Source organism: Bacillus sp. SORGH_AS_0510, from assembly GCF_030818775.1.
Lineage (GTDB): Bacteria > Bacillota > Bacilli > Bacillales > Cytobacillaceae > Neobacillus.
Window position 1 is genome coordinate 1,191,771 of sequence record NZ_JAUTAU010000001.1, and the last position, 17,389, is coordinate 1,209,159.

A 17,389-nucleotide genomic window follows, 5' to 3' on the forward strand; every position below is an offset into this window, starting at 1 on the left:
TTTACGTTAATTAATGAGGTTTCTAAAGAGTTTCTTGGTTTATTCTGCAGTACTAATTAAAATGTAAGGCCTGAAGGGAAAAAAGTCCCCGGAGGAATGTGATGAAGATTAAGCAAATTGATATGAAATCGATCGATGAAATTCGTGAAGAAATGATTGAAACAGTCACCTGTAGTAAAAGTGATATTTTCCGTATTGGGGAAAAATGTCGCCATGACTATGAGAGCATGACAAATGAATTGTCTAATATAAAGCAAATGATGGTCAAGCTCATAGAAGAGGGTGACCAGCTTGAAGAACAGGTCAAAGAGGCGCGTATGACTCTTTCAGAGGTCAGTATGAATTTTAAAAATTATACTGAGGAAGAGGTCCGCGAAGCTTATGAAAAAGCACATCAGTTACAAATGGACTTATCGATTAACTGGCAGTATAAAAAACAACTGCTTGATAAAAGAGATGACTTAGAACGAAGGCTAATCGGCCTGATTGATACGATTGATCGTGCTGATCAACTCATTTCACAAATTTCTGTTGTTATGAACTATTTAACGAGTGATTTAAAGCAAGTCGGCGAAGTATTAGAAGACGCGAAAGCCAAGCAAGACTTTGGATTGAAAATTATTGAAGCACAAGAAGAAGAGCGAAAGCGCTTGTCAAGGGAAATACATGATGGTCCAGCACAAATGCTTGCAAATGTCATTATGCGCTCGGATTTAATTGAACGTGTATTCCGTGATAAAGGCCCAGATGAAGCTTTTTCTGAAGTCAATAGCTTTAAGAAAATGGTACGTTCCGCACTTTATGAGGTACGGAGGATTATTTATGACCTACGTCCAATGGCACTGGATGATTTAGGTTTGGTTCCGACCCTCAGAAAATATCTGAAGACCATCGAAGAATATCATAACAACTCCACAATTTCATTTGTGAATTTGGGCCTAGAGCGCCGGCTTCCAACTAAGTATGAAGTCGCGTTGTTCCGAATGATTCAAGAATCCGTGCAAAATGCACTCAAGCACGCGAATGCCAGTGAAATTAAGGTGAAATTAGAAATAACCAATAATGATATTACTGTTCTGATTAAGGACAATGGTATTGGATTTGATACGTCCATTAAGAAGCCTGAGTCTTTTGGAATGATTGGGATGCGGGAGCGAGTAGACCTGCTTGATGGGGATATTACTTTTGATTCAAAAATAGGCAAAGGAACCGCTGTGTGGATTCGAGTACCATTAACCATTTAACAATGAAATCTACTTTAACTAAAACAAAATATGAAACTGTGAAAGATTAGGGGGATAAAAGAATGTCTACTAAAATTGTCATTATTGATGATCACCAACTATTCAGAGAAGGCGTTAAAAGAATACTTGAATTTGAAAAGTCATTCCAAGTTGTAGCAGAGGGCGATGATGGAAGCGAGGCTTTAGGTCTTGTGCAGGAGCACCAGCCCGACGTTGTCATTATGGATATCAATATGCCGCAAATGAATGGTGTCGAGGCAACTCGTGAATTGGTTGAAAAATATCCAAACACGAAAGTTATTATTTTATCCATTCATGATGACGAGAATTATGTCACCCATGCTCTTAAAACAGGAGCATGTGGCTATCTATTAAAAGAAATGGACGCAGATGCCTTGATTGAAGCTGTTCGAGTGGTGGCAGATGGCGGTTCGTACTTACATCCAAAGGTTACACATAATTTAGTCAATGAGTATCGCAGATTGGCAGCAGGAGTTGGAGGCAATAGCGGTGGATATGCACCGACACATGAAATCCGCCGTCCATTACATCTGTTAACTCGCAGAGAATGCGAAGTACTGCAAATGTTAGCGGATGGAAAAAGTAACCGTGGAATCGGTGAAGCTTTATTTATTAGTGAAAAAACAGTTAAAAACCATGTGAGTAACATCCTGCAAAAAATGAATGTAAACGATCGTACTCAAGCGGTTGTTGTTGCGATTAAAAACGGCTGGGTGGAAGTAAGATAATAAGAATATAGAGTAGAGCGAAGTAGGGCATGCTTGGAGGCATGCCCTATTTTTTGTTGTGATCTCCTTTAAGTAATGCATTTTCCTGTACTTTCAGATAAAATATACATAATGTTAAAAAAGGATGGTAAGAACATATGAAAACGGCAGTCGTCACGGATAGCACCGCCTACATACCGAAGGAATTACGAGAAAAGTATAATATACATATGATCCCGTTACATATCATATTTGGAAATGAAGTTTATCGAGAAGAAATTGACATTCACTCTGGTGAGTTTTACGAAGAGGTGAAGATGAAGGAGCTTCCTACCACTTCCCAACCGCCGATTGGCCAGTTTGTTGAACTGTTTGAGCGACTAGCTAAAGAGTACGATGCGGTGATTAGCATTCACCTCTCGAGTGGAATCAGCGGTACATATCAAGGAGCCGTTACGGCGAGCACCATGGTAGAGGGCATTAAAGTATTCCCATTTGATTCGGAAATAAGCTGTATGGTCCAAGGCTTCTACGCTATTGAAGCGGCAGAATGGGCTGCACGTGGTAGAGATGCAGCAGCCATTATGAAAAGGTTAGAAGAAATGAAAAAATCGGCACGAGCCTATTTTATGGTCGATGACCTTTCACACCTGCAACGAGGGGGACGCCTTTCCAGTGCCCAGGCCTTCATCGGAAGTTTATTGCAAGTAAAGCCATTACTCCATTTTGAAAACAAAGTGATTGTACCATTTGAAAAAATCCGTACCCGTAAGAAAGCAATGAAGCGAATGGTCGACCTTTTAGGGGAGGATGCCTTACAGGGCGGGAATTATCAAGCAGTGATTATCCACGCCAATCGTGAAGAAGAGGCCAAGGAGTGGCGTGAAGAACTCTCTGTCATGTATCCAAACGTAGACTTTACCATTGGCTACTTTGGTGCAGTCATCGGCACCCACCTAGGCGAAGGCTCTATGGGAATGGGCTGGATGAAAAAATAAAGAACTTTAGTAAGTTGCCATTCCAGCATAAAAGCTGGAATGGTTTTTATTTTTTATTAAGAAGGTTATCAAAAAAGGTGTTTGGCGGAATTATTGTGAAAGTTGGCGGAAATACGTCCAAAGTTGGCGGAATAACTCTGAAAACTGGCGGAATAAACCAAATAGTTGGCGGAATTCCAGTTAAAATACGCGGAATCCACACTGTTCAACCTAAACTTGTTAAAGAAAATATATATATTCGACAAAATTTTGAAGGATTTCTCCCAACATTTGTAGAATTTTATCAAAAAAATAACAAGGAGTGATCAATCAATGGTTTTAAAGGAACTCCCTTTGCCTATGAGACTTTTATTAACAAAGATAGTAAAAAAACGGTTAATAAGAGGTCATAGTATGCATCCAATTTTAGAAAAAGATCTGGCCAAAAGATGGGCAGGATACTGGGGCGAGGTTGCCCTATCTAATTACCTTAAAGAACTCCCTCAAGAAAACTACTTCATTTTTTATGACCTCCAATTAAAACACAAAGGTGTTCACTTCCAAATTGATGCATTACTTATCTCCAAAACTCACATTTTAATCATTGAAGCTAAAAATATCATCGGTGTTTTACAGTTTGATAATGTTTTTAAACAATTTATACGAATGAATAATGATGGCAGTGAAGAGGCATTTGAAGATCCTCGTGTTCAAGCTCAAAGACTTCAATATCTCTTACAAGGCTGGATGAGGGAAAATGGCTGCGAGTGGTTGCCCATCGACTATCTTGTTTTTTTCAAAAGTTCGTCTAAAACTATTTTAAGATGCGATCCTAGTGATAAAACTGATCTAAGCAAAGTATGCAAGGCTAGGGACATATTCAATAAAATAAGAGCAATAGAGAAACGATTTCAAAAAGAACTAATAAGCGATCAAATACTTAATCAATTAGGGAATTTACTCTTACAACAACACTGTCCCAAGGATATTAATATCTTAGAAGAGTACAAGCTTACTACAAATGAGATTCTAAGTGGTGTGTGTTGCCCAAATGAAGAATGTCTTTCTATCCCATTGGAATATAAAAAAGGAAAATGGGTCTGTACTAAATGTGAAACATCCTCCAAGGCAGCCTTTTTAGATGCTCTAAATGATTACTTTTACATAATTAAGCCAACGATTACTAACTCAGAATTTCGTACATTCCTTCACCTTCCGACAGAAGATATTGCTCAAAAAATGCTCAAAAAATTACATCTGCATATTACGGGAAAAACCAAAGACCGAGTCTACCATCTCCGCCCAAAAGAGGTTACCCTATGCGATTTATAGTGAAGGACGGTCAGTTATTCCCAGACCGTACACACAGTGATTCTCTCCCCATTACACAAATTCCTATGATCCCGCTGCCACAACTAAATCCGCTATTTCCCAGTAATCCGAAGCTACAAATGATCCTCAGTGGGAAACAGCTCCTTCTTGAGGATATCCCATTTCCACCCAAAGAAATCCAAATCCACTATCAAAATGGCTATATATCCTATCGAAAAGGTATTGAAAGACGTGGAAATAAGCTTGTCTGCAACCGGTGTGGAAATAAAGACTCTCAGGAGTTCGGCTCGTTTCCCTGCTCACGTTGTGGGGAACGTTGCCATTATTGCCGCCATTGTCTCATGATGGGGAGGATTAGTGAATGTACGCCGCTTATCAGTTGGACTGGACCTCCACCTGATTACCAGCTACCTGAAAAAATCTTGGCATGGAAGGGAGCTCTTTCAGAAGGGCAATCCGTCGCATCACTTCATGTGGCGGAGGCAATTCTACAGAACCGTGAACACCTAATTTGGGCGGTGTGCGGGGCTGGAAAAACGGAAGTATTGTTTGCAGGAATAGAGGCAGCTCTTCAGGCGAAAAAAAGAATTTGTATTGCGACCCCAAGAACGGACGTCGTACTAGAACTTACCCCCCGGTTGAAGGCGGCTTTTCCAGAGATTACGATTGCATCGCTTTATGGGGGAAGTGAAGACCGTCACCTGTACGCTCCCCTTACAATTGCTACTACCCACCAATTACTTCGGTTTTACCATGCTTTTGATGCCATTATATTAGACGAAGTCGATGCGTTTCCTTATACAGTAGAAGAGTCCCTACAATTTGCTGCCCATCAGGCAAGGAAGCCTATTTCGGCCATGATCTATCTAACGGCGACACCTAGTGAAAAATGGCAAAAGGAATGTCGCACTGGAAAAAGATCCTTCACCACCATCCCGGCAAGATTTCATCGTCATCCCCTTCCAGTTCCCGAGTTTTCATGGTGTGGCAACTGGCAAAAGCGGCTCGAAAAAGGCAAGCTGCCCTCAAATGTGCTTCGTTGGGTGCAACACCGCGCGAACAAGAACAAACAAGTATTACTCTTTTTCCCCCACATTCCTTTAATGGAAAAAGCACTTAAAATCCTCCAACACTTTTTTCCAACAATCGAGGCAGTACATGCCGAGGACCCCGACCGAAAGATAAAGGTCCAGCGGATGCGAAATAAGCAAACCGACATTCTCTTAACGACTACTATATTAGAGAGAGGAGTTACCTTTCCTAATATAGATGTGGCTGTAATTGGGGCAGAAGATTCAATCTTTACAGAGAGTGCCCTCGTGCAAATTGCAGGAAGAGCAGGAAGGAGCAAAGATTATCCAAAGGGAAGTGTCACATTTTTTCATTTTGGAAAAACAGATGAGATGCTAAAGGCAAGAAGGCAAATCGTTACGATGAATCGGGAGGGATTAAAAAGAGGTTTACTTAATTCATAAAGGGGTATATATACAGAAAGGGTGTAAGGAATGATTCCATTCCAACAAGATTTTTGTTTGCTCTGTCAGACTGTAATCATGCCAAATATAGGGTGGAGATCCATTTTTTCTGTGGAAAAAGAAAAGTACTTGTGCTCCACCTGTGAAAGAAAGCTTGAAAAATTGGAGGGTGATACGTGCCAAATCTGTAGTCGTCCTTTTCATCTGTTAGAGGAAAAATATCGTTTCCATAATTATTGCTATGATTGTTACCGGTGGGAGGAGGATCCCGAGTGGAAAAATCTTCTCGATAAGAATCATTCGCTTTTTCTCTATAATCATTTTTTAAGAGAAGTGATTGCCCAGTATAAATTTCGCGGAGATTATGTATTGGCAAAAATCTTTGTAGAGGCATTCAAAGAAAAACTCTCACAACTGGATGTTGATATCCTAGTTCCTATTCCATTAAGTGAAGAGAGGCTCCAGGAACGCGGCTTTAACCAAGCGGCAGCAGTCATTGTAGAAGCTGGTTTTATCCCACGTGAACTACTCAAAAGGGTTCATTCAGAGAAACAATCCAAAAAATCAAGATCAGAACGGATTCATGTACCCCAAGTCTTTCGAATGGAACCAGAGAGAGATTTAACAGGAAAAAGAGTGATTTTAATCGACGATATTTATACAACAGGCTCTACTCTCCGTCATGCAGCCAAGCTTCTGAAAGCAGCAGGAGCTGAAAGTATTCAGGCACTTACTCTTGCAAGATAATAATTAAAACATTGTCATTATTTACTTATTGTTTTTGTCAATAATTCGACAAAATTATTGTTCTGATTTAGCAGGATTATCATAGGGTAAAATAGAAATGTTAATACATAGCCTTAACTAAAGGAGGAGTCCACATGAACTATAACGTACGTGGCGAAAACATTGAGGTAACTCCAGCAATTAGAGAGTATGTAGAAAAGAAAATTGCTAAATTGGAGCGTTATTTTACCGAAGCCCCAGATGCAAAGGTTAACGTGAATCTAAGATTCAATCAAGATAAAACTTCTAAAGTAGAGGTAACCATTCCACTACAACAGTTAGTTTTACGAGCAGAAGAAACTAACGTTGATATGTATGCAGCCATTGACTTAATCACTGATAAGCTCGAGCGTCAAATCCGTAAACATAAAACAAAGGTAAATCGTAAATTTCGTGAAAAGGGTGACTTCCCAATTACATTTGCTACTGCTGAAAACACAGAAGTAAATGACTTGGATGAAGATGAGCTAGAATTAGTTCGAACCAAGCGTTTTGATTTAAAACCAATGGATAGTGAAGAAGCGATCCTGCAAATGAATATGCTTGGTCATAGTTTCTACGTATTCACAAACTCAGATACGAACCGTACAAACGTTGTTTACAAGCGTAAAGACGGTCGCTATGGTTTAATTGAAGCGCATTAATTATTAATAAGGACGCTGTCTCCAATTTGTGGGGGCAGCGTTTTTGCTTTCGCATATTATTTCGATGAATGGAACTTTAAAATTCCCTATGAAACGTTTAAAAAATAATTCTGTAAAAAAATTAAAAAAATTGTAAAATTTTATTAGTAGACCACCATAAAAATGGAAGTCATAGACGAACATTCTAGTATAAATAAATAGGGGGAAACTTTCGACATGAAATCAAAAAAGGTGGCACATTTAGTTACAAGTGGTATGCTTGCTTCAACAATTATTTTCTCATTTGGTACAGGCTCAGCATTTGCAAATGGCGATGGTACTGAAACAAATGATTCAGCCGTCACTTCGGAAACAGGTACAGTAACGGAACCAGTTGAAGATACAACAGTGGATACTGGGGCAACAGCTGAACAAGAATCGACTGAACAAGCGGATGATGTAACAGAAGATAAAAAAGAGGCAGATGTAGAAAAGGCAGAAGCGCCTTCATTAATTCCTGGAGATTTCTTTTACTTTGTAAAATTAATGGCAGAAAAAGTTCGCCTTGCATTCACGTTTGACGATTATAAAGAAGCACAGCTTCTAGCTGATTTTGCCTCTGAACGTATTGCAGAAGCAAACGCACTATTTAAAGAAGGAAAAACTGATGAGGCGGCAGAGCTATTAAAAGAAGCGATTGCTACACAAGAACAAGCTGGCGCAAAATTAACTGATTCAAAAGATACTACTGAAGAAGAAACTACTGTTGATGGCGAAGTTTCTGATGAAACAAAAGCTACTACTGATGAAACAAAAGCTACTGATGAAACAGAAGTTAAAGTAGAAAGCAAGCTTGCTCATAACATTGACTCACTATTGGCTGCACTTAGTCATGTTAAAAATGAAACGGCCCAAAAATCACTTATGAAAAACATTCAAAAAACTTTTGCTAAGTTAGAGAAAAAGGCAGCTAAGCTTGAAAATAAAGATGCTAAGTTTGCTAAGAAGATGAAGAAGCTTAAAGATCAAGTGAGTGGCGATGAATCTTCAGATGATGAAGTGGCAACTGATGAGTCTACTACTGAAGAAACATCAACTGAAGTGGAACAAGAAACAACTGAAACAGAAAAAGCTACAACTGAGCAAGAGACTGAAAACACAGAAGCGGCTAGCAAAAATATAGAAAAGCAGCAAGAAGCAGTTAAAAAAGTAGAAGAAAAGCAAAGAGAAGAAGCTAAAAAAGCTCAAGAAAAGCAAAGAGAAGAGGTTAAAAAAGCTCAAGAAAAGCAAAGAGAAGAAGCTAAAAAGGCTCAAGAAAAGCAAAGAGAAGAGGCTAAAAAGGCTCAAGAAAAGCAAAGAGAAGAGGCTAAAAAAGCTCAAGAGAAACAAAGGGAAGAAGCTAAAAAGTCTAAAGAAAAAAAGCATGAAGAAGATCACCATGAAAAAAGTGACGACAACGAACATCATGGCAAAGGTAACCATTAATAGTATAAAAAAGGTGCAGCCTCCTTGGCGCACCTTTTTGTTTTTGCAGATGACTTAACTTTTGTATAATTCCCTTTCCTCCGTAAGGTCCTTAATGAAATGATTGAAATTAGTTGCGTTAATCCAGTTCCTTCCCCAAACGTCCTCATTTTTTAGCATAGTCCCTAGCAGCCAAATCCTCCTTACCGAAATAAAAATAGGTAAGCTTCGTCTATCTTCATCAGATAAGTTACGCCGGCTTAAATATCCATTCAAAAAAGCATCCCAACAAGCTTTTTCAAGGTTACGGTAATTATTTTTTAAATTCCACCAAAAGACCGCTATATCATAAGCACGATAGCCAAAGCTGCTACAATCAAAATCAAATATCTCAAGGTGTTGCCCCTGTAAATGCATATTAAAGTTGTGGTAATCTCCATGGCAAAACCCGTATTCTAGCGTTCTTTCTCGTATCATTTTTTCTAGGTTAGCAACGATCTCACAAAAAGTATTTACTTGTTCAGGATGTAAATGATTTTTCAATGAAGGCAAAAGAATGGATACAGGTTCTGATAACAAATGATTAAGATCCAATTCAAAACTTCTTTCATGAGAGGAAACAAATGTATGACTCTTATTGTGCAGTTCGGCTAATGACCTTCCGAGAATGCGGCAGTTATCCTCGTTAATTTCGGGTCTGTCGCCAGGGGAGTAGGAAAATAAGACCCCGTATCTTTTTCCTTCAGGTGCCTCAATGTCAACTGACCAATTTCCTTCTGCAGTTTTCACAGGAGCCGAAACAAGGAGTCCTTCTCCCTTTAGCCAATTAATCGCTTCCAATTCGAACAAGATATCTGATTCATTTCGCCAATTGTGCCGATAGACTCGAAAGATGTATTTTTCGTCTTGTGTTGTGATGAAGTATGTATCGTTTAGACCTCGAGTGAGAAACTCACAGGAAACAATTTTCAAATCATAATTATCTAAAAGATCTCTTACTGATTGAGTGGAGAGAAGGGAATGAGTGACTTTGATTAGATTATTCATTTTTACCTCCGGACAATTCAGATATAAAGAAAGAACCGACGATCTATTCGCCGGTCCCTCCCATTATTATTACTTGACTGCTCCACAGCAGTTTTTATATTTTTTGCCGCTTCCACAGATACATGGATCGTTGCGACCGATATCCATTTGATTTACTTTTGGTTTTTTCTTAACCGGCTCTCCGTCTTCCTTTGGATTGACTGCTTGACCTTTCGCTACCTCTTGACGCTCAAGGTTATTGCGGATTTCTGCTTTCATGATGTACATAGCCGCTTCATCTTCAATTGATTGAATCATTGATTCAAACATCGCAAACCCTTCGTGCTGGTATTCACGAAGCGGATCGATTTGGCCGTACGCACGTAAGTGAATACCTTGGCGAAGCTGATCCATTGCATCGATATGATCGATCCACTTGGAATCAACCGCACGCAATGTAATAACTTTTTCAAATTCACGCATTTGCTCTGATGAAAGGATTTGCTCTTTTTCGTCGTAGCGCTCCTTCACTTTGGCAAAAATGACGTCGACCATTTCTTCTGGATCTTTTCCTTTCAGATCTTCAATGGTGATGTCACCTTCATGCAGAAGAGTTGCTTGGACGTACTCAACAATGGCTTGTAGATCCCAATCTTCCTCATCCTCATGGCGGGAAGCATGAACCTCTACATTTCGTTGAATGGAATTTAGAATCATTTTTTGAACGATTTCACGGAGATCTTCAGATTCTAATACTTCATCACGCTGGCTATAGATGATTTCACGCTGTTGGCGTAGAACATCGTCATATTGTAAGAGCTGTTTACGAGCGTCAAAGTTGTTGCCCTCTACTCGTTTTTGTGCAGACTCAACGGCACGGGAAACCATTTTACTTTGAATTGGCTGGGTATCATCCATACCAAGACGCTCCATCATCGCTTTCATATTATCAGAACCGAAGCGGCGCATCAGTTCGTCTTCCATTGATAAATAGAACTGTGTGATACCAGGATCTCCTTGACGTCCAGAACGACCGCGAAGCTGGTTATCTATACGTCTACTTTCATGACGCTCTGTACCAATAACGGCAAGACCGCCAAGCTCAATGACGCCTTCACCAAGCTTAATGTCCGTACCACGTCCCGCCATGTTTGTAGCGATAGTAACTGCACCTTTATGGCCTGCTTCAGCGATAATTTCGGCTTCTCTTTCATGGTTCTTCGCGTTCAACACATTGTGACGGATACCCTTTTTCAATAGGTATTTAGAGATTAATTCAGATGTTTCAATTGCCACCGTACCGACTAGGACGGGTTGTCCTAATCTGTTGCGCTCAGCAATATCCTCAACCACAGCACGGAATTTGCCATCCATTGATTTGTATATTAAATCAGGGCGGTCATCACGAGCAATTGGTCTATTTGTAGGGATCACAATAACATTCATATTATAAATGTTACGGAATTCTTCTTCTTCCGTTTTAGCCGTACCTGTCATACCAGCCAATTTTTCATACATACGGAAGTAGTTCTGGAATGTAATTGTAGCCATGGTCATGCTTTCGTTTTGAACTTCGAGGCCTTCTTTTGCCTCAATTGCCTGATGCAAGCCCTCGCTGTAGCGGCGGCCTTTCATCAAACGACCGGTAAACTGGTCAACGATTACAATTTCGCCTTCCTGCACCACATAATCAATGTCAAGGTGCATGCTGACATTTGCTTTTAATGCCTGATTAATATGATGGTTCAACGTAACGTTTGCCATATCAAAAAGGTTTTCAATTCCGAAAGCTTTTTCAGCTTTGCTGATTCCTTCTTCTGTCAACATAACGCCCTTTGTTTTTTCGTCGTACGTATAGTCAACATCCTTAGTTAACATACGAACAAATGCATTTGCTTGAATATAAAGGGCTGCAGATTTTTGGGCTGAGCCTGAAATAATCAATGGTGTACGTGCTTCGTCAATTAAAATAGAGTCTGTTTCGTCAATAACCGCATAATAAAGCGGACGTTGTACTTTTTGCTCTTTATAAAGGACCATATTGTCACGAAGGTAGTCGAAGCCGAACTCATTGTTTGTACCATAGGTAATGTCGGCAGCATAGGCAGCCTGTTTTTCATCCTTATCCATGCTGTTTAAGTTTAAACCAACAGTAAGGCCTAAGAATTCATACAGCTGACCCATCTCAGCCGCGTCACGGCTTGCTAAGTATTCGTTGACAGTTACTACATGAACTCCTTTACCAGAAAGAGCATTCAAGTAAACAGGCATGGTCGCTGTTAAAGTTTTACCTTCACCTGTTTTCATCTCCGAAATGTTTCCTTCATGGAGTGAAATACCCCCCATTAACTGGACGTGGTACGGATATAAGCCAAGAACACGGCGTGCACCTTCACGGACAACCGCAAATGCTTCTACTAGTAAATCATCAAGGGATTCTCCCTTTTGATAACGAGCTTTGAACTCTTCAGTTTTCTCACGAAGCTGATCGTCGGAAAGCCTTTCCGTTTCTGCTGCAAGTGCTTCAATTTTCACTGCGAGCTTGTCTAAGCGCTTTAATTCACGCTTGTTCAGATCAAACACTTTATTTAAAATCCCCATATCTGATGAACGCTCCTTTTTATCGAGACTAAATCGTCTTTTTCAAAAATCATTCTGTCAAAAATATTCGATAATTTCCTTTTTTATCTTACCATTTCCACTATAGAGTGACAACATTGTTAGCGTGGAATCAAATTTTGTCATTCTATTATTATATCGCTTTCCAATCGAAACTTCTATTTCGAAGGGTTCGGTTTTTTGCCATATTTGACAATCTTATGGCGAGGAAACTTAGAAGCTTTTTGCTTAGTAAAAAGAATGGCACTTAATCTATATAAAAATGAATAAATATATTTTCTATTGTATATTTATTAGTTTTTAGATAGGTTTCTACTGTCTGGGTAGTGATAAGTTAACTGTTGGTATAACAATGTTTTTATGTTGTTTTTAGAGTTTATAATTTTGTCACAGGTGTGTAGAAATATTCACAAATTGTACATTGGAATATACTCTTACAATGTTAGATACTACCTTTAGAGAGGTTAATCTGGAAAAAAATTAGAGAATCAATCCAAGATGGGAAGGGTGAGTATAGTGGCCATTTGGGGGAGAAAGAAAAATAAAAATGAAGAACCGGAAACAAGAGAAGATAGAAAAAAAGGCCCAATACGAAGACTTTGGCAAAAGTTCCGAAGTATAGATTGGAAGAATCCAGTGAACAGGTGGAAATTGCTATTTGTTTCACTTGTTGGTTGTATTGTTGTTTTTGGAGGCGGTTATGGTGTCCTGTCGTTAACCAACTCCCCGACATTTTGCGCAAGCTGCCACGAAATGGCACCAGAGTACTCCTCCTATACAGCGAGTGCTCACAATCAAATCACATGCGTTCAGTGCCATATTAAGCCTGGAACAATCAACATGCTGACACACAAAATGAAGTCGATGAAAGAAGTATACTACCACGTTACTGGTGTCCCAAAACAAATCGTTCAAACAGAAGAAGAAGCTGTCTCCAATGAAAACTGTTTACAATGTCACTCAAAAAATCGCCTGGTTACTGCTTCAGGTGACTTGAAGGTGAACCATAAAGGCCATATAGAAAAAGATATACCATGTATTACCTGTCACGCAGGTGTTGTTCATGCGAAGATGGCAACTCGTGGAATTAACGTGGAAGACGCTCGTGGCCACTGGACAAAAGAAAGTGCCCAAAAATTGATGGAAAAGAAATACTTGAGACCTAATATGGGTTCATGTATTGATTGCCATGACAAAGTGAATAACGGTGAAGAACCATGGAAAGATGTGGCCTACAACGTTCCTCCAAATCCAGAAGAGATGGAGAAGAAACTCGAAGAGAAAGAAAAAGAAGGAACTGTTCAAGCCACTAAGGATGACGAAACAATAGATGCAGCAGCAACAGTTGAGCATGATCAAAAAACGCAAGAAATTATTCTACAAGCAATCGGTAAACAAAAGAAAGATGTAAAAATTTCGATGGAGTGTAAAACCTGCCATAAACAGACAGATATTCCTAAAACACATAAAAATGTTGATTGGAGCAATAATCATGGCACAACAGCAGTTAAACAGCTAGATAAATGTGTGAACTGTCACCAGGATTCTAAGTGGGTTAGAGAGATTCCAAAAGAAGATATTCTTTCACTGTTGAAAATGGGCAATCAAAAAGAAAAGTATGTTCCTAACATGACATTGGTGAAGGAACAAGCTAGAACGAACAAATTCTGTAGTGCCTGTCATGCAGACCGACCAGATAGTCATGGTGAAAGTAATCAATGGTTAACCTCTCACGCTTCGAAAGCGAAAACGGCTGAAATGAAAGCTGAATGCTTTGTCTGTCATGATCGTGAGAAACCAAAAGCGGATTCAACAGATGCCATAGCTCCGACAGATGTGTATTGCCAATATTGCCATAGAACGGGCTTTAAAGATGATAAAAATTAAGGCTTAAAAGGAGGGAAAACAATGGAAGAAGAACACAAAGACCAGACCTCCCCTCCACGGACTCGCTACAAATTATATAAGTATTTAACCGTAGCACTGCTATTTATCGTCGTCTTTTTCTCATTGGGACTCATAGGAGTAGAAACGACTTCGAGTTCCAGTTTTTGCTCCTCGTGCCATGAGATGAAGCCGGAGTTTTATACGTGGAAGGCCTCCACCCATAGTGAGGTGGATTGTGTTAAGTGTCATATAGGTTCAGGTACAGAGGAATATGCAAAGGCAAAGGCAAACGGACTCATGCAGATATACAAAAAAGCAACGCAAACATACACCGCTCCTATAAGGATGCCTAAAGAAATACCTGATAGTGCGTGTGAAAGCTGTCATGACGTTTCCAAACGAGATGTAACAGCATCAGGGGACATTATTATCCCGCATGATAAGCATAAAAACAAAGAGATTGAATGTATCCAATGTCATAGCGGTGTGGCCCACGGCAAGATAGCCGATAGAAAAATGACATTCCAAACGGATTACGAAAAATGGGATAGCAAAACCGGAAAAACAGCTATGGCTGACTTGAAATTTATCCGGCCAGACATGGAAACCTGTGTAGAGTGTCACAAGGCTCGAAAAGTATCAAATGAGTGTTCTACGTGTCATACAACGGGGATGATCCCAAAAAGTCATAAAGAAGCTGACTTTAAATCAAAAACACATGGAAAGCAAGCCTCTAAGGGTTTAATGAAGTGTAACCAATGTCATAACGAAATGTCAAAAGAACCGCTAGAAGGGTATGAAGAGCAGTCTGTAGTTGAAAGCTTCCTCCATTCCGATAATGCCCTTAGAAAACAAAAGAATGCCTATAACTATGCGAAGGAAAATACGTTTTGTGCTGATTGCCACCAAAAACGTCCTGCCAGCCATGACAGCCATTTTTACGATAACCATGGATCGATTGCTAGCAAAAATCAGGAAACCTGTGCAGCTTGTCATGATGTGAAAAAGTCTAGTTCAGAGAGTGGAAATCAAGTGAATTGTTCATCCTGTCACCCAAGTAGCCATAGCCAAAAACAAGCCAATTGGAAGGCACAGCACCCAATCTCTTTAAAAGGTGTTCAGAAACCTTCAGAGAAATGCTACACCTGTCACTCTAAACCAAGCTGTACAAAATGTCATAAGTCATAAAGTTGACGAATCTTTGATTGGAGGCTTTATAAAGTAATTTTAGAAAAGGCTGTGTTAAAGAACAATGTTGATCTATACACCCTGTTGATTGGAGCGGAAGACGCGAAGACTCCTGTGGGAATATGGTTCAGGGGAGACCCCGCAGACGCTAGCGTCGAGGAGGCTCGCCGAAACACCCACGGAAAGCGAAGCGTCTGGACCGGAAATCAACAGGCAAATTTAACAGAGCCTTAGAAAAAACTAATGAAATTCGAGGTGGATATTATGGAAGCTAAAGAGCTGCCAATCAATCCAGAAATAGAAATAAATGAAAGAACTCAGTTAAAGAAGGAAAGAAATAAGTATTTTACTAAATTGCAAGCTTTATTGATAATCGTAGCTACCTTAATCGTGTGTGTAGGCGGCGGCTACTATATAAGCGATAAATATTTATGGTCAAATGCAGACAAGGGGAGAATCGATGAGCAAATCAATTATTATAGGCAGCTAGTCGATAACGAACCCAATAATCCAGAAAACCGAGTGAATCTAGGATACTCCTACTTTTTAAAAGGTAATAACAATAGTGCAATAAAGGAATTGAAGGTAGCTACTGATCTAGATAGCAAATACTTTGGTGCTTATTTTAATCTTGGTCTTGTTTACATTGATGAAGAAAGATACAACGATGCCTTAAAGCAGGCGCAAAAAGCAGTAGAGTTGGGACCTCGAAACTTTAAAGCACACTTATTAGCTGGAATGGTCTATCGTAATTTGAAAATGTATGATGAAGCCAATAAATCGCTCAAAGAGGCACTTAAGTTAATGCCAACAAACACAGACACTATTACGGAAATTGGACGAGTGGCAGAAGATCAGGGCAGTTTTAAAGAGGCAGAGAAATTTTTCAAAGAAGCATTAACCTATGATCCGCTCTATAAACCTGCATCTGAAGGCTTAGAGAGAATTGCTGCAAAAAACAAGGACAACAAATAGAAGGAGTTGACCACCAGTGAAGAAGAGAACCGTTTATATATTGATGAGTAGTATTGTGGCACTTTCTGTTGCCTTTTTTGCAGCAGTCTTTTTCTTAAATTTAGAATCGAAAATTAAGCCGATTGTTGCAAAAGTGGATCCAAGTGGACCACCGGTATTTACAAATGCACTGTACGGAGACTTTAACCAACCTCTTTCCAAACCGATGGATGTAACAAAAATAGGGGAAATGATTTATGTAAGTGATACAAGTAACAAACAAGTTCAAGTATTTGATCAATCTGGTACGGCCGTTTTTAAATTTGGTAAAGAAGGATCCAAAGAGGGAGAATTCAAATTTCCATATGGTATTGCTGGAGATAAAGATGGAAATGTGTATGTGGCTGACTTATATAATGGAAACATTTCTATTTTTGATTCAAAAGGGAAGTTTATTAAGTACTTTGCAGACAAAGAAAAAGTCCTAAAATCTCCGGGCGGACTTCGGATTTTCGGTAAAAAGCTATATGTAACTGACATTAAAGCAAATAAGCTATTTGTTTTTGAGCTGGATGGAAAAAAAGTGATGGAAATTGGCGGTGCAGGTGTTGAGGAAGGAAAATTCATCGCTCCGAATGCTGTAACGGTAGATCATGATAATCAAATCTATGTAACAGATTCAGGAAATAATAGAGTTCAAATTTTTGATAAGAATGGAAAATTCATCAAAATTATTAATGGCTCAAAAGATGGTAAGGGCGATCCAACCTTCCTTAACCCAAGAGGGGTGGCTGTCGATTCAAAGGGTAATATTTTTGTGGTAAACAATCTTGCTCATAATATTTATGCCCTTTGATAAAGATGGGAAGGAGTTATATGAATTAGGTGGCATGGGAACGGAAAATGATAAGCTTTATCTTCCAAATGGGTTATTTATTGACGATCGGGACACATTGTTCGTCACGGATACCATCAATCAACGGGTATCTATTTTCTATTAAAATCCTGTTCTACTAAGGAGGTGATGCCCAAAAGATCACTACTTCGTGCCACAATCTTTTATAAAGAGAGAGAATTAATGGGAGG

General features: G+C 39.4%; 16 protein-coding genes. 14 read left to right on the forward strand and 2 right to left on the reverse strand.

Annotation, left to right across the window (positions count from 1 at the left end; all coding sequences use genetic code 11):
• Positions 1-101 precede the first annotated feature (101 nt).
• From QE429_RS06040 to QE429_RS06080, 9 genes are all read left to right on the forward strand, one after another.
• Complete coding sequence (locus QE429_RS06040; protein ID WP_307285184.1) at positions 102-1,244, forward strand: sensor histidine kinase; 1,143 nt, start codon at positions 102-104, stop codon at positions 1,242-1,244.
• 62 nt (positions 1,245-1,306) lie between these two features.
• Positions 1,307-1,993 carry a response regulator gene (locus QE429_RS06045; RefSeq protein ID WP_307285187.1) on the forward strand — a complete coding sequence of 229 codons (687 nt, stop codon included), beginning with the start codon at positions 1,307-1,309 and terminating at the stop codon, positions 1,991-1,993.
• Between the two features lie 137 nt (positions 1,994-2,130).
• Positions 2,131-2,970 (forward strand): DegV family protein, encoded by an 840-nt coding sequence (locus tag QE429_RS06050; RefSeq protein WP_307285189.1) that lies wholly within the window; start codon positions 2,131-2,133, stop codon positions 2,968-2,970.
• A gap of 77 nt (positions 2,971-3,047) precedes the next feature.
• On the forward strand, positions 3,048-3,275 hold the full coding sequence (locus QE429_RS06055) for a hypothetical protein (protein ID WP_307285191.1): 228 nt from the start codon (positions 3,048-3,050) through the stop codon (positions 3,273-3,275).
• A gap of 7 nt (positions 3,276-3,282) precedes the next feature.
• Positions 3,283-4,281 carry a nuclease-related domain-containing protein gene (locus tag QE429_RS06060; protein ID WP_307285193.1) on the forward strand — a complete coding sequence of 333 codons (999 nt, stop codon included), beginning with the start codon at positions 3,283-3,285 and terminating at the stop codon, positions 4,279-4,281.
• On the forward strand, positions 4,269-5,756 hold the full coding sequence (locus QE429_RS06065) for an ATP-dependent helicase ComFA (RefSeq protein ID WP_307285195.1): 1,488 nt from the start codon (positions 4,269-4,271) through the stop codon (positions 5,754-5,756). Before QE429_RS06060 ends, QE429_RS06065 begins: the two co-directional genes overlap by 13 nt.
• 30 nt (positions 5,757-5,786) lie before the next feature.
• Entirely contained in the window at positions 5,787-6,503 is a 717-nt protein-coding gene (locus QE429_RS06070; protein WP_307285197.1) for a ComFC family protein, read from the forward strand.
• A gap of 134 nt (positions 6,504-6,637) precedes the next feature.
• Positions 6,638-7,186: a ribosome hibernation-promoting factor, HPF/YfiA family gene (gene hpf / locus QE429_RS06075; protein ID WP_307285200.1), complete on the forward strand. Its 549-nt coding sequence runs from the start codon at positions 6,638-6,640 to the stop codon at positions 7,184-7,186.
• Positions 7,187-7,402: 216 nt separating this feature from the next.
• Positions 7,403-8,650 carry a DUF5667 domain-containing protein gene (locus tag QE429_RS06080; protein ID WP_307285202.1) on the forward strand — a complete coding sequence of 416 codons (1,248 nt, stop codon included), beginning with the start codon at positions 7,403-7,405 and terminating at the stop codon, positions 8,648-8,650.
• A 54-nt stretch (positions 8,651-8,704) separates the two neighbouring features.
• Here QE429_RS06080 and QE429_RS06085 read toward each other — a convergent pair whose 3' ends face one another.
• Together QE429_RS06085 and secA are read right to left on the reverse strand one after the other, a co-directional pair.
• A complete protein-coding gene (locus QE429_RS06085; RefSeq protein ID WP_307285205.1) occupies positions 8,705-9,676 on the reverse strand; it encodes a phosphotransferase in 972 nt (323 codons plus the stop codon).
• 69 nt (positions 9,677-9,745) lie between these two features.
• Positions 9,746-12,256, reverse strand: coding sequence for a preprotein translocase subunit SecA (secA, locus tag QE429_RS06090; RefSeq protein WP_307285206.1), 2,511 nt, complete (start codon positions 12,254-12,256; stop codon positions 9,746-9,748).
• 534 nt (positions 12,257-12,790) lie between these two features.
• Between secA and QE429_RS06095 the strand changes: the two genes are divergently transcribed.
• The 5 genes from QE429_RS06095 (at position 12,791) to QE429_RS06115 (ending at position 17,304) form a co-directional block, all read left to right on the forward strand.
• On the forward strand, positions 12,791-14,161 hold the full coding sequence (locus QE429_RS06095; RefSeq protein ID WP_307285208.1) for a cytochrome c3 family protein: 1,371 nt from the start codon (positions 12,791-12,793) through the stop codon (positions 14,159-14,161).
• Between the two features lie 21 nt (positions 14,162-14,182).
• Positions 14,183-15,349 carry a NapC/NirT family cytochrome c gene (locus tag QE429_RS06100; protein ID WP_307285211.1) on the forward strand — a complete coding sequence of 389 codons (1,167 nt, stop codon included), beginning with the start codon at positions 14,183-14,185 and terminating at the stop codon, positions 15,347-15,349.
• Between the two features lie 264 nt (positions 15,350-15,613).
• Complete coding sequence (locus QE429_RS06105; RefSeq protein WP_307285213.1) at positions 15,614-16,324, forward strand: tetratricopeptide repeat protein; 711 nt, start codon at positions 15,614-15,616, stop codon at positions 16,322-16,324.
• A gap of 16 nt (positions 16,325-16,340) precedes the next feature.
• Entirely contained in the window at positions 16,341-17,159 is an 819-nt protein-coding gene (locus QE429_RS06110) for a 6-bladed beta-propeller (RefSeq protein ID WP_307285215.1), read from the forward strand.
• Positions 17,134-17,304 (forward strand): hypothetical protein, encoded by a 171-nt coding sequence (locus QE429_RS06115; protein WP_307285217.1) that lies wholly within the window; start codon positions 17,134-17,136, stop codon positions 17,302-17,304. The genes QE429_RS06110 and QE429_RS06115 overlap by 26 nt, the downstream gene beginning before the upstream one ends.
• Positions 17,305-17,389 lie beyond the last annotated feature (85 nt).

Excerpts from the sequence above, each read along its gene's own strand:
- QE429_RS06065 (WP_307285195.1), top strand. The coding sequence starts at position 4,269 with ATGCGATTTATAGTGAAGGACGGTCAGTTATTCCCAGACCGTACACAC.
- QE429_RS06100 (WP_307285211.1), top strand. The coding sequence starts at position 14,183 with ATGGAAGAAGAACACAAAGACCAGACCTCCCCTCCACGGACTCGCTAC.
- hpf (WP_307285200.1), top strand. The coding sequence starts at position 6,638 with ATGAACTATAACGTACGTGGCGAAAACATTGAGGTAACTCCAGCAATT.
- QE429_RS06105 (WP_307285213.1), top strand. The coding sequence starts at position 15,614 with ATGGAAGCTAAAGAGCTGCCAATCAATCCAGAAATAGAAATAAATGAA.
- QE429_RS06050 (WP_307285189.1), top strand. The coding sequence starts at position 2,131 with ATGAAAACGGCAGTCGTCACGGATAGCACCGCCTACATACCGAAGGAA.
- secA (WP_307285206.1), bottom strand. The coding sequence starts at position 12,256 with ATGGGGATTTTAAATAAAGTGTTTGATCTGAACAAGCGTGAATTAAAG.
- QE429_RS06045 (WP_307285187.1), top strand. The coding sequence starts at position 1,307 with ATGTCTACTAAAATTGTCATTATTGATGATCACCAACTATTCAGAGAA.
- QE429_RS06060 (WP_307285193.1), top strand. The coding sequence starts at position 3,283 with ATGGTTTTAAAGGAACTCCCTTTGCCTATGAGACTTTTATTAACAAAG.
- QE429_RS06080 (WP_307285202.1), top strand. The coding sequence starts at position 7,403 with ATGAAATCAAAAAAGGTGGCACATTTAGTTACAAGTGGTATGCTTGCT.
- QE429_RS06070 (WP_307285197.1), top strand. The coding sequence starts at position 5,787 with ATGATTCCATTCCAACAAGATTTTTGTTTGCTCTGTCAGACTGTAATC.
- QE429_RS06040 (WP_307285184.1), top strand. The coding sequence starts at position 102 with ATGAAGATTAAGCAAATTGATATGAAATCGATCGATGAAATTCGTGAA.
- QE429_RS06085 (WP_307285205.1), bottom strand. The coding sequence starts at position 9,676 with ATGAATAATCTAATCAAAGTCACTCATTCCCTTCTCTCCACTCAATCA.